The organism is Actinoallomurus sp. NBC_01490, from assembly GCF_036227085.1.
GTDB classification, from domain to species: domain Bacteria; phylum Actinomycetota; class Actinomycetes; order Streptosporangiales; family Streptosporangiaceae; genus Actinoallomurus; species Actinoallomurus oryzae.
In genome coordinates, this window is sequence record NZ_CP109433.1 from 1,257,218 (window position 1) to 1,277,053 (window position 19,836).

The following is a 19,836-nucleotide window of genomic DNA, read 5'->3' on the forward strand; positions in this document are numbered from 1 at the left end:
CTCCGGTCGGCGGGTGCCTTACCAGTCGCCCCCGCCGAAGTCGCCGCCACCGAAGTCGCCACCGTCGAAGCCTCCGAAGTCGCCGCCGCCGATGTCGAAACCGCTGTCGCCACCGCCGACGTCGCCGGAGTCGAAGCCACCGTCGAAGCCGCCGCCTCCCCAGCCGCCTCCCCAGCCACCGCCGAGACCGCCGCTGAAGATTGAGCCGAGCGCCGTGCCGATCAGCAGACCACTCAGCATGTCACCACCGCCGAAGCCGGAGTAGTAGCCCCCGGCGTACGGCGCGTACATCGGACCGGCGTCCCAGTAGGGCCGCTGGTAGCCGCCGACGGTCACCATGCGCGCGTCCGGGGCCTGCCCGGACAGCACCCGCTGGGCGTCGGCCGCGCACGCGGGCACCGAGCGCGGCGCACCGCCCGGCGGCGCCCAGGAGACGTCCTGGACCGAGGGGCCGTGCTGCGGGTTGAAGAAGCAGGGCGCGCGCCGTTCGGGCACCGGCCGTCCGTCGACCCGCGCGCGTACGGCGGTCATGAAGTAACGGCCGTCCTCCAGCGCCGTGGTGACGTTGCGCATGTCCTCGGGCCGCTGGGCGGCCTCGACCGCGGCCTTCGCCTGGTCGTAGGAGTTCAGGGCCTTCTGGTAGTCGTCGCGGGCCGCCGGGTCGAGGGCGGGGTCCATGACGTTGAGGTTGAGGGCGGAGATGTCCTCACCGAGCCGCGTGACGTCCTCGTACACGCTCTGCTTGAGCTCGGCCATCTCCTGTTCCTTGCGCCGCTTGCGCCGGCGGGAGACGAAGAAGATCCCGAACACCGCACCGAGGACGAGGAGGACGAGGACGCCGAGCAGGACCAGCCCGGCGGTGGTGCCGGAGCTCTTCTTGTCCTTGATCGCCTTGTTGAACTGCTGGTTGAGGTTGAGCAGGAGGTCCTTGAGGCTGGACGACTGGCCGCGCGCCTGCGCGACGAGGTCGCTGACCTTGCTGGTGCCCAGGCCCTCGTGGGATCCGGCGATCACCTTGGAGCCGCGGCCGTCGAGCAGGATCAGCGTGCCCTTGCGGCCCAGGGCGCGGTCGAGCTGGGTGAGGCCGCTCGCGCTGACACGCTCGGTCTTGACGACCGCGATCCGGATCGTGGAGTCGTCGTCCTTGAGCGCGCTGATCACGGCCTGCCGGTCGGAAGAGGACAGCGACGCGCCGGCGTCCTGGGACAGGTAGAACCGCTGGGACTTCAACCCCTGCACGACGCTGTTGAACGGATCCGCGCCGGCCGGCGACGCGAGTCCGAAGAGCATGGCGACGACCACGGCCAGTACGGCGGGGATCGTCAGACGGCGTATCTTCATGAGGCCTTCAGGTGAGCAGTTTTTGCCTTTGTTTTACTATGACGGACGAACGCACGGGTCGGTTCCGGATCAGCGGGGGTGAAGGTCACCGCGCAGAACCCGCTGCACCAGGTCCCCCCTGAACTGACCGTAGCCGGTTGTAGCCCACACGCTACGCGCGGGATCCACCTCGTAGTACGGAGTCGCGCCGTCCCGCAGCACGTCGGGGGTCTCCCGCGCCCGTACGGCCTTCGCGCAGGCCGCGCAGGCGCGTACGGTGATCCGCTCCCGGCCGCCGACCGCGCGCCACCGCACCGACACGGGCCCGTCGCCGTGCAGCGGGTTGAAGAAGCACAGCGGCGTGGGTCCTCGCCCGCCGCGTGCCGCCTCCGACGCGTCGTGCCCCATGTCGATCAGTACCAGCACGCCGGCCAGATCCGGCACCGTACGGGCCGCGTCGAGCGCCTTGCCGGCCGCGCTGTAGGCGTCGAGCGCCTCGCGCAGGCGGCCGGCGTCGCCCTGCGCGTCCTCCAGCGCCTCACCCAGCTTGACCAGTTCGGCCTCGGCGTGTTCACGCAGCGAGGCGACCGAGCGGGCGTCGGTCAGCACCGGCCGCGGCCGTCGCCGCCGGACGACACGCGTGCGCCGCCACCGCCAGACCGCGAGCGCCGCGACGGCGGCCACGGCGACCGACCCGCCGCCGAGGGCGTACGCGGTGGCGTGCCCACCGCTCCCGCTCTCCCGCTGCGGCTCGCGGATCCGCTGGTCGAGCGCCTTGGACTGCTTCTCGTACGCCGCGTGCGCCTGGCCGGAAGTGATCAGCTGGACGCACCGGATCAGCCGGTCCGTGAGCGAGGCGCTGTCCAGGTCCGGGTCCAGGTTCACCGCCCCGGCCGCCTCGATGGAGTCGCGGTCGACGCCGTACTCCTGCGCGCTGATGTCGTTGGGCGAGTCCTCGTCCAGGGTCAGGATGACGCAGTCGCGGGCGAGCCGGTGGTGCACCGCGTCGGCGAGATGCTCGGCGTCGGGGAACTCACCGCCGGCCGCCAGCGGCACGATGACCGCGAACACCGGTACCGGCGCCCCCTTCACCGCCGCCACCAGCCGCCGCGGATCCGGCACCGCGGAGGTCAGCGACGGCGCGACGTACACCGGAGACCGCCGCAGCGACGCGACGATCTTCGTCAGGTCACTTGCCAAGGACCCTCCCGACCAGGTCGCCGAGCTGCCCGTACCCGGTCTCGGCCCAGGGCGTCGCGGCCTCGTAGTACGGGCGGCCCCGGTCGAGGAGGACGTCGGGCGCCCGCCGGTCCCGTACGGCCTTGGCGCACGTGGCGCACACGCTCACCTCGAGCCTCGGGCGCGTGCCGGGCGCCCGCCAGCGCACCGTGATCGTGCCCTCGCCGTGCCGGGGGTCGAAGTAGCACAGCGGCGGGCCGCCCCGGCCCTTCTGGACGAGGGCGAGCACGCCCGCGAGGTCGGCGGTGGAGCGCGCCCGGTCGAAGGCCCGGCCCGCGGCCGTGTAGGCGTCGAGGGCCGGTTCGAGGGGCGGGCCTGCCTCCAGCGACTCGCCGAGCGCGACCAGCTCCGCCTCGGCGCGGGCGCGCAGTTCGTCCTCGCCCGCCTCCCGCGCGGTGCCGAACACGGTACGGGGCAGGCGCAGCGCGTCCACCGCCGCGCGGGCCCGGCGGCGGCGCAGCCACAGCAGCCCGGCCGCCGCGAGCACGACGGCTCCGGCCGCGGCCGGTACGACGACCGGGAAACCGCCGTCGTCTTTCGCGTGCGGGCGGGTCTGGGGCCGGGCGGAGGGGCGTGGGGTGAACGCCGCGTCGTGGTCCTTCTCGTACGCCTCGGAGCCCTTGCCCGTCGCGATCAGGTCGACGCAGCGGGCGAGCCGCGCCGCGAGCGTGGTGTAGCGCTTCTCGTACGAGACCGCCCACCCCGCGTCGTTCGCCGCCTGCCGCTGCTCGTCCGTGCCGCCCCACATGGTGACGTCTAAGACGTCGCCGAAGTCCGTGTTGAGCGTGACATAGGCCCCGTCGCGGCCCAGGTACGACTGCACGACCGTCGTGACCTGCGGTGAGCTCTGCCACGTGCTGCCCGCGACGATCGGGACGAGGATCACGAATATGGGGGTCTGCGAACGCCGGATCCGTTTCACGATCGCGTCGCGGCGCGCCTTCGGCAGCGCGCTCTCGTACGCCGGGTCGACGTAGATCGGCGTACGGCGCAGCGCACGGGCGATCGCGGCTCCGTCACTCGACACCGAGGTACTCCAGTACGTGTTCGGGCAGGTCCTTGTTCGTCCCTCGGATCTTCTCCCAGAGACCGGGAGCCTCGTAGTACGGGCGTTCGCGGCCGTCGATCACCAGCGCCAGCGGCCGGTGCCGGTTCGCCTTGGCGCACTCCTCGCACATCGGCTGCCGCCTGCGGGCCAGGCCGCCCAAGGCCGTCCGTACGCGGCGCGCCGCAGTGCCGTGGAGCGGGTTGACGACGCAGCGCGGCTCGGGATCGGCGGTCCCGCTCCGCAGCGCGTCCTGCCCGTCCAGGCTGAGCACGACCACGGCGAACCGGCTGCCCGGATCCTGCTTCTCGTCCCACAGCAGCTTGGCGGCGTCGTAGTCGGCCATCGCCCGCGGGTACCCCGGGTCGTCCTCAGCGGCGGCACCGATCGCCCGCGCCAGGCGTACGAGCTCCGCCCAGGCCATGCGCCGCAGCCGCCGTGGGCGCAGCGTCGTCGCGGAGCGGCGCGCGCTACGGGCGACGCCGATCACGGCGGCGACGATGCCCCACAGGAACGCGAGCAGCACGCCGCTCATGGCCAGCGCGGGAAAGAACGTCTTGAAGAACTGCCCGGCCAGTCCGACCTTGCCGGGTCTCTTGTCGGATGAATCGGCCTCGGGCGCGTCCGGCACCGGCGGGTCGGAGGGCTTGGCGGCGGGCGCGCGGGCGAACGCGTCGATGACGTCGTGCAGCCGCTCCGGAAGCGGCTTGCCGTTCGTCACCTGGGAGAACTCCAGACTGTCGTCCCGCGGCACCTGGTAGGAGGTCCAGTCGAGGCTGCCGCGCTGGTCGGAGATCAGGTAGATGCCGTTGCGGCCGAGCCGGCGGTGCAGCAGATAGGTGAGGTAGTCGGCGTCGCCGGCCGACTCGTCGTCGGAGTCCAGCGGGACGACGGCCAGGTAGATCGGCACACCGGCGCCGGCGATCTGCCGGCGGAGCGCGGTACGTTCACGCGCGTCGAGCAGGGAGGACACGTCGGGATCAACGAACACCGGCGACTGCCGCAACGCCGCCGCGACCCGATCGACCCGCACCATCGAGACGGGCGCCCCCACGTCCGCGAACGCGACCGGCGCGGGAGCGAGTGCTGCGGGAGCGAGTGCTGCGGGGGCGAGTGCTGCGGGGGCGGGGGCGAGAGCAAGGGCGAGTGCGGCCGCCGCGATCAGCCTCATCGTGTCTTTCCGCTCTTCGCGCCGTGGGCGATCCGGGTGCTCTTCCTGCTCTTGCGGCGCAGCCGGACGAGCAGGATCCAGAGTGCGGCGAGCAGTGCGACGCCCATGCCGGAGTACACGCCCGCCTGCTGGGCCAGGTCGTTGTCGTCGTCGGCCTCGCGGTACGGCTTGGGGTGCCGGCCGGCCCGGTCCTTGGCGTATGCCTTCTCGTACCGCTGCTGCGCCTGGCCGGACCGGATGTCGTCGACGAACCGTTCGATGACCCGCGCGAGGCCCGCGTTGTACGGCTCGGCGAAGGTGACCTCGCGCTCGGCGGCCGTCACCGGGAGGTTCGTGCCGAACTGCTCGACCGTCAGGCCGATGCCGCTCGGGGGCACGACGAGATACACGCCGCCGCGGTCGAGCTTGTCGTGCAGCAGTGCGATGAGTCGGTCGGGTGTCCCCTGCGGATCATTCTCCGCGGTCGTGTCGGACACGACCGCGAGGTACGTGGGCACCGGCATCCGCTTGATCGCCGTACGGACCCGCGCCGCGTCACGCGCCGTGATGGCACGTGGCGCCAGATCGGTGATGAACACCGGGTCGCGAGCGAGTCGCGCGGCGACATAGTCGGCGCGCGTGGTGACCGGCGGGGCGGGCGGTGCGGTGACCGTGAGCGCCGTTCCGATGATGAAGGGGATCATCGGAACGGCTCACGCGTCTTTGATCTCGCAGATCACGGCCCCGCTGGAGACGGTCTGGCCCACCTCGGCGCCGAGCCCGGTCACCGTACCGGCCTTGTGGGCGGTGAGCGGCTGCTCCATCTTCATCGCTTCGAGCACCACGATCGGATCACCGACCGCGACGGTCGCGCCGTCCTGCGCGACGACCTTGACGATCGTGCCCTGCATCGGACTGACCAGAGCATCGCCGCCGGCCTGCTGTTTGCTGGACTTCTTCTTGCCCTGGCGCTTCGCGGGCCCCTTGCTCGCCGTCGTGGTGGTCGCCGCCCCGAGCCCGGCGGGCAGCACGACCTCGATCCGCTTGCCGCCGACCTCGACCGTGACCTTCTCACGCTCTTCGGGCTCGGCCGCCTCGGCCGCACCCTCGTACGGCGGGATCTTGTTGTCGAACTCGGTCTCGATCCACCGCGTGTGCACGCGGAACGGCTCGTCGGTGAACGCGGGATCGTCCACGACCGCCCGGTGGAACGGAATGACGGTCGGCATCCCCTCGATCTGGAACTCCTTCAGCGCCCGCCGGGCCCGCTGGAGCGCCTGCGTCCGGTCCGCCCCGGTGACGACCAGCTTGGCGATCATCGAGTCGTACATCTGGGGAACGGTCATGCCCTGCTCGAACCCGGTGTCGAGCCGCACACCGGGCCCGCTGGGCGGGCTCCAGGTCCGTACGGTGCCGGGAGCGGGGAGGAAGTTGCGCCCGGCGTCTTCGGCGTTGATGCGAAACTCGATGGAGTGCCCGCGCAGCACGGGATCGCCGTACCCGATCGTCTCCCCGTCGGCGATCCGGAACTGCTCGCGTACGAGGTCGACCCCCGCCACTTCCTCGGTCACCGGATGCTCGACCTGCAGGCGCGTGTTGACCTCGAGGAAGGAAATGGTGCCATCCTGGCCGACGAGGAATTCACAGGTGCCCGCGCCGACGTATCCGGCCTCTTTAAGAATGGCCTTGGAACTGTCGTACAGCGTCTGCATCTGCTCGTCGCTGAGGAACGGCGCCGGCGCCTCTTCCACCAGTTTCTGGTGGCGGCGCTGCAGCGAGCAGTCACGGGTCGACACGACGACGACGTTGCCCTCTTTGTCGGCGAGGCACTGCGTCTCGACGTGACGCGGCCGGTCGAGGTACCGCTCGACGAAGCACTCCCCACGCCCGAACGCGCCCACGGCCTCCCGCACGGCGGAGTCGTAGAGGTGGGGGATCTCCTCGATCGTCCGCGCGACCTTCAGCCCGCGTCCGCCACCGCCGAACGCCGCCTTGATCGCGATCGGCAGGCCGTGCTCCTGCGCGAACGCGACGACCTCGTCGGCGTCCTTGACAGGATCTTTGGTACCGGCGACGAGGGGCGCCCCGACCTTCTGCGCGATGTGCCGAGCCTCAACCTTGTCCCCGAGCGCCTGAATGGCCCGGGGCGGCGGCCCGATCCAGGTGAGCCCGGCGTCGATCACGGCCGTGGCGAAGTCGGCGTTCTCGGCGAGGAAGCCGTACCCGGGGTGAACGGCGTCGGCACCGCTCTCTTTGGCGATGTTGAGCAGCTTGCCGATGTCGAGGTAGCTCTCGCCCGCACTCTGCCCGCCTAGCGCGTACGCCTCATCGGCCACCTTGACGTGCAACCCGTCGAGGTCCGGCTCGGAGTACACGGCCACACTGGAAATGCCGGCGTCCGAACACGCCCGCGCGATGCGAACGGCGATCTCACCTCGGTTGGCGATCAGGACCTTGCGCACGTTGCCGCTCCTCGCTCTCGCTGGATCGCCAAGAGTTTAGTGCCGCCTCAGTGAACGCTTACAGGGCGGTGTCGGAGCCGTCAGCTGGCACTACTGGGTCCTTTCGCGGGGTCATCACCAGCTACCGCCGCCTCCACCGCCGTCTCCTCCGCCGACGTCTCCTCCACCGCCGGAACCCCCTCCGCCGCCGGAGAAGCCGCCACCGGACGACCACCCGCCCGACGAGCTTGAGGACGTCCACGACGATGTGGTGTAGGTGGTGCGATACGAGCCGGAGCGGCGAGGTGAGGCCCCGTTACCACGTCGTACGGGTGAGGGCAGGGGCGGAGGTGGCTCGTTGACGACGTCGGCGAGGGCGCTGATCCGCCTGGGCGCCTGGTCGCTCGCGTCCTCCGCCGGGACGTACCACGGCAACTCGTCCTCGAGCAGATCGAAGATCTTTCCCCAGTCGCTCATTGCCCCGTCGGCCTGCCCGAATGCCACGGCGTACGGGAAGATGAACGAGACCAGCGCGGCGTCGACCTCCAGATCGCCCGGCTCCTTCGCCCATGCGCTCAGCGTGTCGGCGTAGTCGTTCACCTCCGCTGTGGCCCGCACTCCAGCGGCCGTGCGGGCGGGCCGCCGGCCGATGACCCCGACGACCACCGCACTGGCGAGGAAGGCGACGGAGACCCAGCCGAAGCCGGCCGCCGGCACGCCGCCGACCGTACCGGCGCTCACCGACAGCAGGGACACCACGCCGACAACGACGAGTCCCGCGACGACCCAGGCGGCGAAGGCACGCTGAACGCCGATCCGCCACGGGAACCACCCACGATGGCACGCCTCCTCCTCAAGGAGGTCGTAGGCCGCCTTCCACCGATCCCAGCCGCGCCTTCGCAGCGTCGCGAGGGTGACCTCGTCGCTTCGGCCGATGGCGACGTCGATCACCTTCGCCTCGTACGGGGCCAGGTCGTCGGCGGGGCCTTCGCCGCGGACGAGTTTCGTGCTGATTCGCCTCTTGGAGACCTTCGCCTCCTCAAAGCGGATATATCCCCGCGTGGCCAGGTCGAGGAGGGTCGCGCCCACGAGACGGGCACGATTGGAGCCGTTGTCGCGCAGCAGTCCGGCGAGCCCGGGACTCATCCCGGCCGGAGGGGAGTCCGCGGTGGCACCTGTCACGTTCGTGCGTCGCCGTACCGTTCCCGCCAGGCACAGCCAGCAGAATCCGGCGACGATCCCCAGCGCGAGTAGGACCAGAACAGCGGCCGCGAGGGTGAAGGCGAACGGCGCGGCTCGCCGTACGAGAGGTGGCGGAACGACCGCCGGCATGGCGGTCTGCGGCAACTCGACCTGGAGGGTGATTCCCTCACCTCCGCTGAGGCCTCGGTCACCGGCCCTGAGCGTCGCACCCGTGATGGCCGAGTCGGTACACGAGGAGGTGTCGCCTTCGAAACCGCGGTAACAGCCGGCGGAGGAGATGCCCACCGGTGCCGTCATGGTCACGGTCGCCTTGCTGATGGGTACGGTCCACCGGGTGCCGATCGCGTCCCAGTAGAGTTCGTCGGTCCCGCCATTGCGTGGGTTGAGCGCGTGGTGAACGTCGTAGTCGATGACATAGGTCTTGACGCCGCTGACGGTCGTGTCGGGATTCCCGATCTTCAACACTTCGTCGTCGCCGGAGCGAGAGACCTGAAGGTCCCCGGGACCGATGCCTTCCCCGCGTACGTGCGGATGCAGAATCTGGATCACCCGGTCGTACCGGTCGTCGACCTGCCGGTGAGTGGGAATTTTCCGGATGATGCCGTGGTGCTCACTGGCCGTGAGATCGGGGTTCGGCCCGTCACCGAAGTTGTACTTGATGGCCTCGCTGACATGCATACTGCCGTCGCGCCGCACTTGAAGCGTCACGTCGTAGGACTCGATGTGCTCGGTGTAATCGTTCGGGTCGTACGAGGGCGGCGACCAGACCGGCGTGTCGCGCGTGGCCTTGGGAGTGGGGGTGGCCTTTGGTTTCGCGCCTGCGTACGCCGGGCTGGAGACGACGGCCACCATCAGCCCGCTCAGAGCGACGAAGTGCACTGCCGCGGCCCAGCTCCGACATTGCAACGCATCGCGCACGGTTACTTCCCTTGGCCGGGGATGATTTCCGTTCGACCTCCGCACCGCCACGATCGGTTCCCCCATAAGCGACGCAGACCGAACCAACAAGTGGGATGACGCCGACCACCTCGGTTCGGCATTGGATCGAGGCAGGTCGGCCAAGCCGCTGCCAACGATCGTCCATAAAGGTCCTTGGCGGTCAGGAACTATCCGAACAAGCGATCGCGACCTCGACACAATCGCTCTCGTTGGGGCTGTAGCTGCTCTTACGCCAGTCGGAGGCGCGTGCGACTTCCCTAGCCTGGTCGAGACGGTGATTGATGCGCCACTGAACAGGGGTCGACGTCGCCACTGAGTCCTCCGGCTAGGTGTAGTTACGTGCCACCTCGTTGATCAGCTCAACGGAGTTGACCGCAGTGTGCGCCGTCGTCCGCAGATGGTCAAAGCAGAGCGCCGCACGCCTGATGTCAGCATCGCGGTCGAGATACAGCGTGCCGGTAACCGCCTCCACAGAGAGGACGTCTGGATCGTCGGCGAAGGAAAAGATGCTGAATGCCCCTGCCATGGCCACGTGGCCCCCAGCGCCGTACGGAATCACTTGCAACGTGATGTCCGGAACCCTGGCTACAGCGGCGAGGTGTGCGAGCTGCTCGCGCATGACCTTGTCTCCGCCCACCCGCCGATGAAGTGCGGCCTCGTCGATGATCGCCCATAGGCGAAGCGGCGGGTCTTTCGCTATGACCGTCTGCCGATGGAGGCGCAACTCGACACGCCGTTCGATCTCCTCTGCTGTGAGTTCGAGCGGTCTCGCGGTCGCGATGATCGCTCGTGCGTAGCCTTCGGTCTGAAGCAGGCCGGGGATCGTGAGTGGCGTGTAGATGCGCAGAGACGAGGCAGCGGACTCCAGGTCGATGTAGTTGGCGAGGTTCTTGAATGAGGCGAGGACGTCGTTATAGGGCTGCCACCAGGCCTGTTGCTTGGAGTCCTTGCAGAGCTGGATGAGCGCGGCACGCGTCGCGTCGTCGACGCCATAGACGTCGAGCAGGTCGGAGACGTCGCTCCACGGTACGGCGGCCCGAGCCTTCTCGATGCGTGACACCTTGGACACTGACCAGCCGAGTTGCTTGCCGACCTCTTCGCCCGTCAAGCCGGCAGCCTCGCGGAGACGCCGCAGCTCAAGCCCGAGCCGACGACGCCGCGACGTTGGCGACGATCGATCGCTCAAATTTCCTCCTCGAAATTTCGCGAAGCGCATTGCGATCACGACATGTAGACGACCACACTCAGTGTGCACTACGTCACGCTGCGAAATATGAGGTTCTTCCAGATGGATGCTCGTAAGTTCACCGAGCGGCTGCCAGGAGCGCCGGAACAAGTAAGAAACGCCCGTCTGATCATTGCCAAGCTCCTCGGAGACGCCCACCCGTGCATCGACGAGGCTGTGCTTCTTGCGAGCGAGACCGCCACCAACGCAATTCGGCATACCGACTCCGCGCTGCTGGGAGGCGGGTTCGCGCTGACCGTCGAGCACACTGACGTCTGGGCGCGCGTCACCGTCCGCGACGACGGGTCCTCGCGGACGCCATGCCTCTGTCCGTCGGCCCCAACGGTGGAAAGCGGCCGAGGCATCAAGATGCTTGACCTGCTGGCCTTCCGCTGGGGCTTCCGACGCGAGAAGCGTTGCAACGAAGTCTGGTTCGAGGTCGGCCGGTGACCGCGACCCCGAACCATGAGCCAGCGGAATACCTACGCACCCTGGCGTCAGGCCTTACCAAGTGCGGCATCCCTGTCCAACTTCGCACCGACGGCGACCACCGCCCGTACCTACGAGCGTCCCACCCGTCGATACCCTTGGGCACGGACGTCTACTGCGTCGGTGATGACAGCGGAACCTGGTGCTTCCACTCGGAGTGGGGAAGCCCGATCGCTCCAGCAGATGACCAAGTCTCCGCCATCGGATACCTCGTAAGGCTGTTGCGCATCCCACGGTGATGCTCATTCGTGCATCGACGACGCAGCTCTGCTGCGAGATCATGACAAGCGCTATCCCGCGTACCGAATCCGCGCAGCCCGGACAGTGTGTTCGTTCTGCCTGCGAGCACTGGAACATCTGGACGCGTGTGACGGTCCGAAATGACGGATCTGCGCGGTTGTAGAGCATGCACACGGAAGTCGACTGTCAGGCTTGGTCAGAGAGGCCGTCACGGGTAGTTCCGCAGGTCGGTGACCAGATCCGGACATGTATGCGGTGCTGCTCCAAGTCGGTGGTTGCTTAATTGGTCTAGAAAGCGAAGCCAAAGAAGCGTTAAGGTGCTCCTGGGGATGACACGCGGCGATCGTCTCTCGCGGGCGGGTGTCGACCGAGCCGGCGGGGCGGCGGGCGCAAGCGGGGATTATAACGGGGCCGGGTGGTTTGCTGTAGGACTCAGATAGCGCGTGCCATGGGCGCAGCATTTTGGACGTGCGGTGATGAACTGAATACGGTCGTAACACTCTCTCCCAGTAAACCCGGCTCTCCAGACGTAGGCCCCATTCGTTTAGATGAGCGCCTTTGTGGCGAGGCCGAAAAGCACAGTCGAAGAAGTCGCAGAGTAGTCAAGAAAGGGAATGCAATGTCCGATGTAATCGGTGGTAGTCCGGAACAGATGCAGCAGCTTGCCCGGATATTCGGCAAGCATTCACAGGGGCTGCAGGCGCTGATCAAAGACCTGAATGGTCACACCGTCAACAGCGATGCGATCTGGAAGGGTGACCACGCCACAAAATTCCGCGCATCCTGGCAGGAGGCCAAGGCGTCGTTCGACAAGATGGCGTCGGCCCTGCAGGAGGCCGACCGTTTCATCAAATCCAAGGCCCAAAGCCTCGACCAGTGGCAGCACTAACATTAGGATGCGCTACTCCGGGCCCTGACCATATTTTGGCCAGGGCTCGGAGGCGTCGATGGCGACGTGGCTGCGTTAAGCTAACTCGGCCGAGCCATCGGCGCACCGCCCAACCATTTCGTTCACAGCCTACGTATCTTACTGCGGGAGTCGAAGGTGCCGACGCCTAAGGACAAAGACTTTGCGGGAATAAATCCTCAAGCGTTCGGCCAGATGACAAGCAGCCTCGAGCGACGCGCAGCAGATGCGTCGCAGCGCCTGCGAAGCTTGGCCGGCCTTTGCGCCCAGGCCGGCGTTGGCGCAGAAGAAGTAAGCAGGATGCAGCAGAGCATCAACTGGGCTCTTGGGCAGGTGCCGACTCTCAAACGGAGGCAGAGCCTGGCGGCAGCGTGGGACCTCGGGGAGTTTGGCGCCACCGGCTACGTTCCAGCAGGTGCTGGAGACCTCGGCCAGTTCTCATCAAGTGATGCCGCAGGAAAAGCGGGCGCCGCGGACGGCAAAAAGCTGAAACAACTTCTTCGCGAGAATCGCGATAAGGATATAAAGCCGTTTATCGATAAGATCGGCGCCAACAAAGGTGATGCAGATTACGCTGCGGCGCTATACCGGGCTCTGGGTGCATCGGGAATCGCTGGACTGGGCGCATATGTAAGGAGATTGCTGTCGTCGGGCGAGAAAACGAAGGCGGACAGTGCCCAACGAGCGATCGGTGACTCGCTTGGCTTGGCAAGTCATAAGATCAAGATAGACGACAAATGGCTTGCAGGGTTCAACAGATCTGGAGACCGCTATAACTACGAGCTGATGGCTCCCTTGTTGAAATATGGGAGTTTTTCGGACCAGTGGCTTAATCTGCTAGGAAACCACCTGCTTACGGACAACGGGGGAATGCTTCCGCCGAGATCGGATAATATCTGGGAGGCCATGTCGCGTAATCCGCGTTTTGCAACTACCTTTTTTGGTCAAAATTACGGTAAAATCCTTCACATCGCAAATGGCGCTATCTCGGGACCTGACGGCGCCGAACATGGTGTGTCGGATTTCATTCACGCGGCGACCATCAACGGTCGAGATGTAAACCCTAAACAGGCCGAGGCGAACGTGCGGGATATCGCCAGCTATTACCGTACGCATCAAAATGAGCACGCGGCTCCCCAGATACGGCGTACCTATGCGGATATTATAGACGTTTACTGGGACGACCTATTTGCGAGTGTTTCATCGCCATCATTGACGTTCGGTGGCTCAGGCAAGCCGAACGATCCGAATCACGAAACGACGGCTGTCGACAACCCATTCGGTCCGGGTATTGGAATGCCGGATCAATATTGGGGAGTACTACTCCAGGAGACGCTTCGTGATCCGCAAGCTGCGGCGCATGTCCTCGCACGTTATGGAAAATGGAGGGATGATACGACAGGAGAGAGAGATAAGACTTATTGGTATAACTACTCTCACAATAAGCTCTTTCCAGAGTATATGAAAAATCAATTTTTGCAAGCGGCGGGGACTTCGGAAAGCCAGCGTAAGGCATTCAATCAGAGGCTGGAGACTATACTCGGAAAGGGAATAGATTGGTCAACTTCTCCGCAAAGCGCACTCAAAGATATGTCCTTGATGGCGGTTAAAGCGGCGGTTCATGAAGGGATCGCCGAAGTCAATCCAGATGATCCGCCGAAGGTTGATATGGATGCATTTGATCACCGCCGCGAGTGGAGTGCTTTTGCCAATCAGGAGCTCAAGCAGTCCAGCGGCACGCTGGGACATCCGATGGCATATCAGGCTCATTATGGGGTTGGCGGGGATGATGGCTTTATTGATCCGCAAACTGGTGGAGTAAAGGACATAAGTGAGATAGTTAAAAATCCTGCCGCGCTGGCGGCATACAATGCATGGCTTACAGATCCTGCTGTAGTTCAAGCAGTGCAGCCTAGGTTCAGCCCAGGAGACTAGCGAAGGCCTGCCGTGGTGACATCTGCTCTTAGCACCTCTGGTGCTTCCCTGTATAAGACGGCCAGAAAAAAGCAACACTGTATTCTGATGCTGGTGGCTATCCTGAGTCTCTATGGCGGCTTGGCTGGATGCTCGCACAACTCAGGTGATCAATCTGCACTGCAGCGTAAGGAGATCGAGGACAGTAGGGCATCGCTGAATCAGTTCGCGTCAGCATTTCAGCATAACTTTGTTTCGCTCTATGTCTCTGTTGAGGGTACTGGCCGATTCGTTGATTGTTACAAGCTGGCTGGAGGGCGCAGCTATCAAGTCAAGCTCTCCATAGAAGATACCTTCAAACCCAAGAGCTTCCGCCGTGACCTAATCGGCCGTATTATTCAATATCTTAAGGATTCTGAGTGGGGAATGGATGAAGTCTGGGGGCCAGGAACTCTTAATGATGGCAACGCGTGGGAAATATCTGCAGTGAAGGACAAGGACAAGTTTTCTCTAAAGAATGCCGAGAAGGCGTCTGTGGCGAATGTTGAGATAAATGGGCCGTGCCTAAAGCCGCCTTCTGGTGCCGGTACTCTACTAGGTGGTGTGGAAAATTTTCACGGTCCGCGCATTAGTAGTTCACCGACGGCTGGCGATTCTGAATAGAACTTGAACACATTACTTCGATCCTCCTTGAAAGGGAGTTATGGTTGCCCAGCCATTGGTGCCCAATCCTCAACATCAAAAGCTCCAAGCTCTCCTTAATCAGCTGAAAGGCGAGATCGGAGTAATCAGAGGAGCGCTCGATGATGCCAACTCGAAGATCGTGTCAGGGCAGGCGTGGGTAGGGCCATGGGCGAGAAGCTGGGGTGGGGATCTCTCTGTGAAGAGAGGCCAATTGCGATCGTCTGCGGACGACTTGGTGAATAAAGTCCAAGCTGCGCTGAGGAACTGTCCAGAAAAGGTAAGTCCTCAGGCCGCGAGATCCCAGAACGACCCACGGTACTGACCGATGGTGCTCTGTCTGCCCAAATCCTCTCGGCAGGCGGCCTGTCATGCGCTGACTGCAGACTGTATTGGCAGTGTCTTCCCTGGCTGAATAAGCAAGGCTCTGCCGGTAGGTGAGCCGATCGATATGTTGCGAGGCAGTCGAGCACCCAGAAGATCTCCATCGTCCAGTGATTCAATCGCCGTGAGAACTCCGGTCCTTGATTTGGGAACCGATGCGAGGAAGCTCTGGAAGGCTCTCGACAGCTCACTGGCGATTCCGGCAATGATCATCCCGTGCTCGCGATCTCTCGCTTGGCGGAGCAGGTTCGCGAGTGCGTCGTCCAGGGGTGTCTCGTACATGAGCTCCGCATCGTCGACGACGATGACATATCGTTCGTGATCGCTGATTGCCTCTAGCAAAACATCCTCGTCGGCATCCGCGCCGAGAACGGCGAGAACTCCCGGTTGGGATTCCAATGCCCGCAAGGGGGACCGCCTAGGGCAGATTAGGAGCACCGAAACGGTGCCCTCGCCCAATTTGGGATCCAACAATGACAGCACCATCGTCATCAGGAGCGTCGAGCGTCCGGACCTTGGAGGCCCTGCGACAGTAAAGCCAGGGCCCTCGGCGAGCAGATCCACGCCTACCGGCCCCAGTTCGTCACCCCCGGCGCCGACCAGCGCCCACAACGGAGATGGCGCGGTGAACTCAGGGTCCAAGGAGAGTGCCTCGGAATACGTGATACGGACGGGCAGTTCGTCGACGTGCATTGGGCGAAGGTCGATGGACGGGCGGTCATATATCTTCTCAGCCTCACGCCCGAGCCGCTGCAACGCCGCGACCTGAGCAGTCCCCGCTGCGTCACCATCGAGAAGCGCGATCTGCGACTCTCTCAGAGATGCACTGCCTGCGCCGACGGCTTTGAGGGCGCGGCCCGCACACATGTCCGAGGGAACTTGACGTTCGTTGATGCTGGCATAGTGATAGTCGTTCGGATCCGACATGCGCAGGATGAGGCGATCGTCGAACACTGTTGAGGCTTGGCCGCCCAGCCCCGACCGATCGCCGGTGAAGACTGCCCGAAGTCCCGCCGCACTGCCCTCACGAAGAAGCCGTAGGACCGTGTCGATCAAGCGGCCGTAGTCATAGTTTTCGAAGGCGGCTACGAAGCCCTCCCACCGGTCAAGCATCAACACCATCCACGGTAGGCGGTCCGGCGGAGCGACCGCGGCTCGCTGCTCGGTCAGTGACGCAAAGCCCATCGCCGCCAGTACCTGCTGCCTACGCGACACCTCCGAATGCAATCGAGCCAGCAACCGTTCCATGCGTTCGATCTGGTCACGGCTCACCACCGCGCCGCAGTGGGGTAGGGCTACCAACGGCAAAAGCGCGTTAGCCCCGCAATCGATCGCGTACAGGTGTACGTCTGATGGGGCGCATGTTGACGCCAGCGAGCCTGCCATTGTCCGCAGGACCGTCGAGCGACCCGACCGGGCTGACCCGGCCACGTACAGGTGGCCGCCGTGTACCAAGTCCAGCGTCAGAGCCGCGCGGGATTGGGACGACGGCAGGTCGGTCAGCCCGAACGCCAGTGGCGGTACGTCGTCCGAATCGGCGAATACCGCCGGTAGGTCGTCGAGTGTCACCACCGACGGCAGCGGGGGCAGCCACGGCGCCGGCTGCTCCTCGATGCCCGTGCGGTCGCACGCCTCGCTGATCACCTCGACCAGGACTTTCAGGTCGGTCACCATGGTCGACTCGTCGGCTGGCGCGTCCACCGGTAGCGGACGGCCTAGGCGGGGCCACGGCAGTGGCGTGACGCGCGCCGGGATCGACGACGTCGCGCTCCCCGGCCGTCGGCCGCCTATACGCGCTGCCTGAACCATCACCGGCGAACCGACGCCCGACCTCACGTAACACCGGCCCGGCGATGACTTGGAAATCCGCGCGGCCGCCGGATCGTCCAGCACGTCCGACGACTCGTCCGGGTCCGTCACGCGCAGCGCGATTCGCAGGTTCGTGTTGGCCCGGATGTCGCCGGTCACCACACCTGCGGGCCGCTGAGTGGCCAGGAGCAGGTGAACGCCCAAAGAACGGCCTCTCCGGCCGATGTCCACCAGGCCCTCGACGAAGTCCGGCAGTTCGCCCACCATCGCCGCGAACTCGTCGATCACCAGCACCAGCCGCGGCATGCGAGTGGACGCGCGCCGGTCGCCCGCGTCGAACAGATCGCAGTAGTCCTCGATGTCCTTCGCCCCCGCGTGCAGCAGCAGTTCCTCCCGCCGCCGCAGTTCGGCCCCCAAAGACTCCAGCGCCCGCTCCGTCAGGTGACCATCAAGATCCGTCACCATCCCGACCACATGGGGCAACGACGCGCAGTCCGCAAAGGCGGCGCCGCCCTTGTAGTCGATCAGGACGAACGTCATCTCGTCCGGACGATTCGCCACCGCCAGGGACGCGATCAACGTCTGCAGCAGCTCCGACTTGCCCGCGCCCGTCGTCCCCGCAATCAGACCGTGTGGTCCGTCCAAACGCAGGTCGACCGAGAACACCCCGTCAGAAGACACCCCGATCGGCACCACCGTCGTGCGGCCCCCGGACTGCCATGCCGCCTGGATCTGGGCCGCCGACGGTGTCGGCATGTGCAGAAGCTCCAGCAACCGGGCCGACGACGGGATCATCGCCTCCGTGTCGTCGCGCGAGACATCCCGTACGGGCGCCAGAGCGCGGGCCAGGCGATCGCACCACGCCGGCGTGACCTGGTCGGCCAGGACCGCGCCTACCGAGTCCAGACCGTTCCCGTGCAGGCGTACGTGCGTCGGGCGGTCCCAGTCCCACACCGCGACCGCCGTGCACTCCTCCGGCAGCAGGCGTTCGTCGTCGTCGATGCAGATCGCGTGCAGGCCGACCGACGGGCCGCCGCTCAGTACCTGCGGCATGCCCGGCACGCGGCGCAGCTGGCGGGCGCCGTCCAACACCAGCAGGATGTTGTACGGCCCCTCAACAGGAGCGCCGCCGCCGAAGCCCAAGCTGAGCGATGCCGCCGGCTCAGCGGCACGGCGGCGTTCGGTGATGCGGATGGCCAGCTCCGTCACGCGGCGGGCCACCGTGTCCGGGTCGGCGCCGACCAGGGCGACGCAGTCCTCGCCCTCGCGCGGGGCGCAGTGCGGCAGCCAGCGCACCCAGTTCCAGTGGGCGCCGGCGGAAGGGTCCGCCGACAGGACGACGATCGCCAGGTCGCGTGGGCTGTGCAGCGCCGCGGCCTGGGCGACCAGCCAGCGGGCCAGAGCCCGGGAACGGTCGCGGGCGCCCGACAGGCCGACCACGCCCAGCTCGGACAGCGGCAGGGGGACGGGTACGGCATGGGCGACCGGGGCCGGTGGCATGACCGGCTCGTCGCCGCCGCCACGGCCGGGCTTGAGCTCGATGCGGGCGGGCAGGTCGGCCAGGCCGATGCGCAGGTGGAGCGTGTCCGGGTCGCCGACGCGGCGTTCCCACAGGCGGCGGCGCGGGCCGGTCGCGGTGAGCAGGACCTCGGCCGGGTCGGGGGCGAGGGCGCGCCACTCGGCCTGGTCGGCGCGGCGCATGCTCTCCAGCGCGCCCTCGAACTCCGCCTTCTTCGCGCGGTACTCCTTCAGCGCCTTCTTGTACGACTTGCGGCCATAGAGGCGGTCGGCGATCCACTCGCCGACCTGGATCACCGGGTACGCCAGGGCCATCAGCGCCCAGTACCACTGCCCGGTGAAGACGACCATGACGACGCCGGTAGCCGCGAACAGCAGCGAGCCCAGCAGCCGCAGGCGCTCGCGCTGTCCTTTTTCGGGCTCCTGCGGCACCTCGATGCGGCGTGGCCCGGACTGCGGGCGGATGCGCGGCGGCCGGTTGTAGGCGAGGCCGCCGTCGTCGAGCGGTGACAGGTGGGCGTCCGGCGCGGCGGTGAGGGCCAGCGTCAGCACGGTCGTGCCGACCGAGAGCACGCCGCCGGGCGGCCACTCCACCGTTCCCTCGAGAGGCGTCTGGTCGAGGACGCCCGAGCCCGACACGGTGACCCGGCGGGACTCGACCGTGACCGTGAGCGCGTGCGGGGGCACGGACGGGTCGGCGAGGCGTACGTCCACGTCGGGCGAGGTGCCGATGGTGGTCTGGCCGATGCCGAGGCGATGGACGGGGCCGGCCGCCGGGCCGCCGCTCACCCGGATCTCGGCGATGCCGGTCGGCTCGCCGAGCACCGTCGCGGGCGCGGCGCCGGGATGCACGGCGACGAGGGCGCCGTCGCGGAGGACCCGGCTCGCCGGGGCCGCGGGGTCGAGCATCCGGCCGCCGGCCCAGAGCGGCTGCGGCGGATCCTCCACCCAGCGGGCGCTCGGGAGGCGTACGACTTCCGCCATCGGTTCCTTGGCGGTGTCGGCGTTCAATGTGGCAATAAGTGACCGCGCAACGGTTCCGACCGTCATATCGGAATCGCCGTTGACGACTACGTCACGGGGACCTTGATCGGTCAGCGCCGTGAGCGAGATTCGCATTCACCCCTCCACATCCCCAGCGTGCGGGACCAGGATAGAGAGGAGGCAGGATGGGAGACAGCGGCTCGGGTCGAGTCGTTTCTTGATCACTTGACAAGCCGCAGGACTCGCTGCGCAAACAATCTGTCGTCTCCACATTGACGCGCGGCGTTATGAGGCGGAACGATGGTTCGCCGCGTCCCCGTCGAACGCGATCAGCCCCCGACAGCCGAA

14 protein-coding genes are annotated in these 19,836 nt (G+C 66.3%); 4 read left to right on the plus strand and 10 right to left on the minus strand.

Features of this window, described 5'->3' with window-relative positions; genetic code table 11:
- Positions 1-18 precede the first annotated feature (18 nt).
- From OG417_RS06460 to OG417_RS06495, 9 genes are all read right to left on the minus strand, one after another.
- Positions 19-1,341, minus strand: a complete 1,323-nt coding sequence (locus OG417_RS06460; RefSeq protein ID WP_329251134.1) for a hypothetical protein — start codon at positions 1,339-1,341, stop codon at positions 19-21.
- A 69-nt stretch (positions 1,342-1,410) separates the two neighbouring features.
- On the minus strand, positions 1,411-2,520 hold the full coding sequence (locus OG417_RS06465) for a hypothetical protein (protein WP_329251137.1): 1,110 nt from the start codon (positions 2,518-2,520) through the stop codon (positions 1,411-1,413).
- Positions 2,510-3,307 (minus strand): hypothetical protein, encoded by a 798-nt coding sequence (locus OG417_RS06470; RefSeq protein ID WP_329251140.1) that lies wholly within the window; start codon positions 3,305-3,307, stop codon positions 2,510-2,512. Before OG417_RS06470 ends, OG417_RS06465 begins: the two co-directional genes overlap by 11 nt.
- Positions 3,308-3,575: 268 nt before the next feature.
- The gene (locus OG417_RS06475; RefSeq protein WP_329251143.1) at positions 3,576-4,775 is read right to left on the minus strand and encodes a hypothetical protein; all 1,200 of its coding nucleotides are present in this window, start codon (positions 4,773-4,775) and stop codon (positions 3,576-3,578) included.
- Entirely contained in the window at positions 4,772-5,458 is a 687-nt protein-coding gene (locus tag OG417_RS06480) for a hypothetical protein (RefSeq protein WP_329251145.1), read from the minus strand. Before OG417_RS06480 ends, OG417_RS06475 begins: the two co-directional genes overlap by 4 nt.
- Positions 5,459-5,467: 9 nt before the next feature.
- Positions 5,468-7,216 carry an acetyl/propionyl/methylcrotonyl-CoA carboxylase subunit alpha gene (locus OG417_RS06485; RefSeq protein WP_329251148.1) on the minus strand — a complete coding sequence of 583 codons (1,749 nt, stop codon included), beginning with the start codon at positions 7,214-7,216 and terminating at the stop codon, positions 5,468-5,470.
- Between the two features lie 114 nt (positions 7,217-7,330).
- Positions 7,331-9,277, minus strand: a complete 1,947-nt coding sequence (locus tag OG417_RS06490) for a DUF2207 domain-containing protein (RefSeq protein WP_329251151.1) — start codon at positions 9,275-9,277, stop codon at positions 7,331-7,333.
- A 220-nt stretch (positions 9,278-9,497) separates the two neighbouring features.
- Positions 9,498-9,650: a DUF397 domain-containing protein gene (locus OG417_RS54230; RefSeq protein ID WP_442875660.1), complete on the minus strand. Its 153-nt coding sequence runs from the start codon at positions 9,648-9,650 to the stop codon at positions 9,498-9,500.
- Between the two features lie 12 nt (positions 9,651-9,662).
- Positions 9,663-10,523 carry a helix-turn-helix domain-containing protein gene (locus OG417_RS06495; protein ID WP_329251153.1) on the minus strand — a complete coding sequence of 287 codons (861 nt, stop codon included), beginning with the start codon at positions 10,521-10,523 and terminating at the stop codon, positions 9,663-9,665.
- A gap of 87 nt (positions 10,524-10,610) precedes the next feature.
- Between OG417_RS06495 and OG417_RS06500 the strand changes: the two genes are divergently transcribed.
- The 4 genes from OG417_RS06500 to OG417_RS06515 all read left to right on the plus strand — a co-directional run bounded on the left by OG417_RS06500 (position 10,611) and on the right by OG417_RS06515 (position 14,775).
- A complete protein-coding gene (locus OG417_RS06500) occupies positions 10,611-11,012 on the plus strand; it encodes an ATP-binding protein (protein ID WP_329251156.1) in 402 nt (133 codons plus the stop codon).
- A gap of 898 nt (positions 11,013-11,910) precedes the next feature.
- Positions 11,911-12,180: a WXG100 family type VII secretion target gene (locus tag OG417_RS06505; RefSeq protein WP_329251159.1), complete on the plus strand. Its 270-nt coding sequence runs from the start codon at positions 11,911-11,913 to the stop codon at positions 12,178-12,180.
- A gap of 318 nt (positions 12,181-12,498) precedes the next feature.
- Entirely contained in the window at positions 12,499-14,133 is a 1,635-nt protein-coding gene (locus OG417_RS06510; protein WP_329251162.1) for a hypothetical protein, read from the plus strand.
- Between the two features lie 87 nt (positions 14,134-14,220).
- Entirely contained in the window at positions 14,221-14,775 is a 555-nt protein-coding gene (locus OG417_RS06515) for a hypothetical protein (RefSeq protein WP_329251166.1), read from the plus strand.
- Between the two features lie 387 nt (positions 14,776-15,162).
- Here OG417_RS06515 and OG417_RS06520 read toward each other — a convergent pair whose 3' ends face one another.
- Complete coding sequence (locus tag OG417_RS06520) at positions 15,163-19,623, minus strand: FtsK/SpoIIIE domain-containing protein (protein ID WP_329251169.1); 4,461 nt, start codon at positions 19,621-19,623, stop codon at positions 15,163-15,165.
- Positions 19,624-19,836 lie beyond the last annotated feature (213 nt).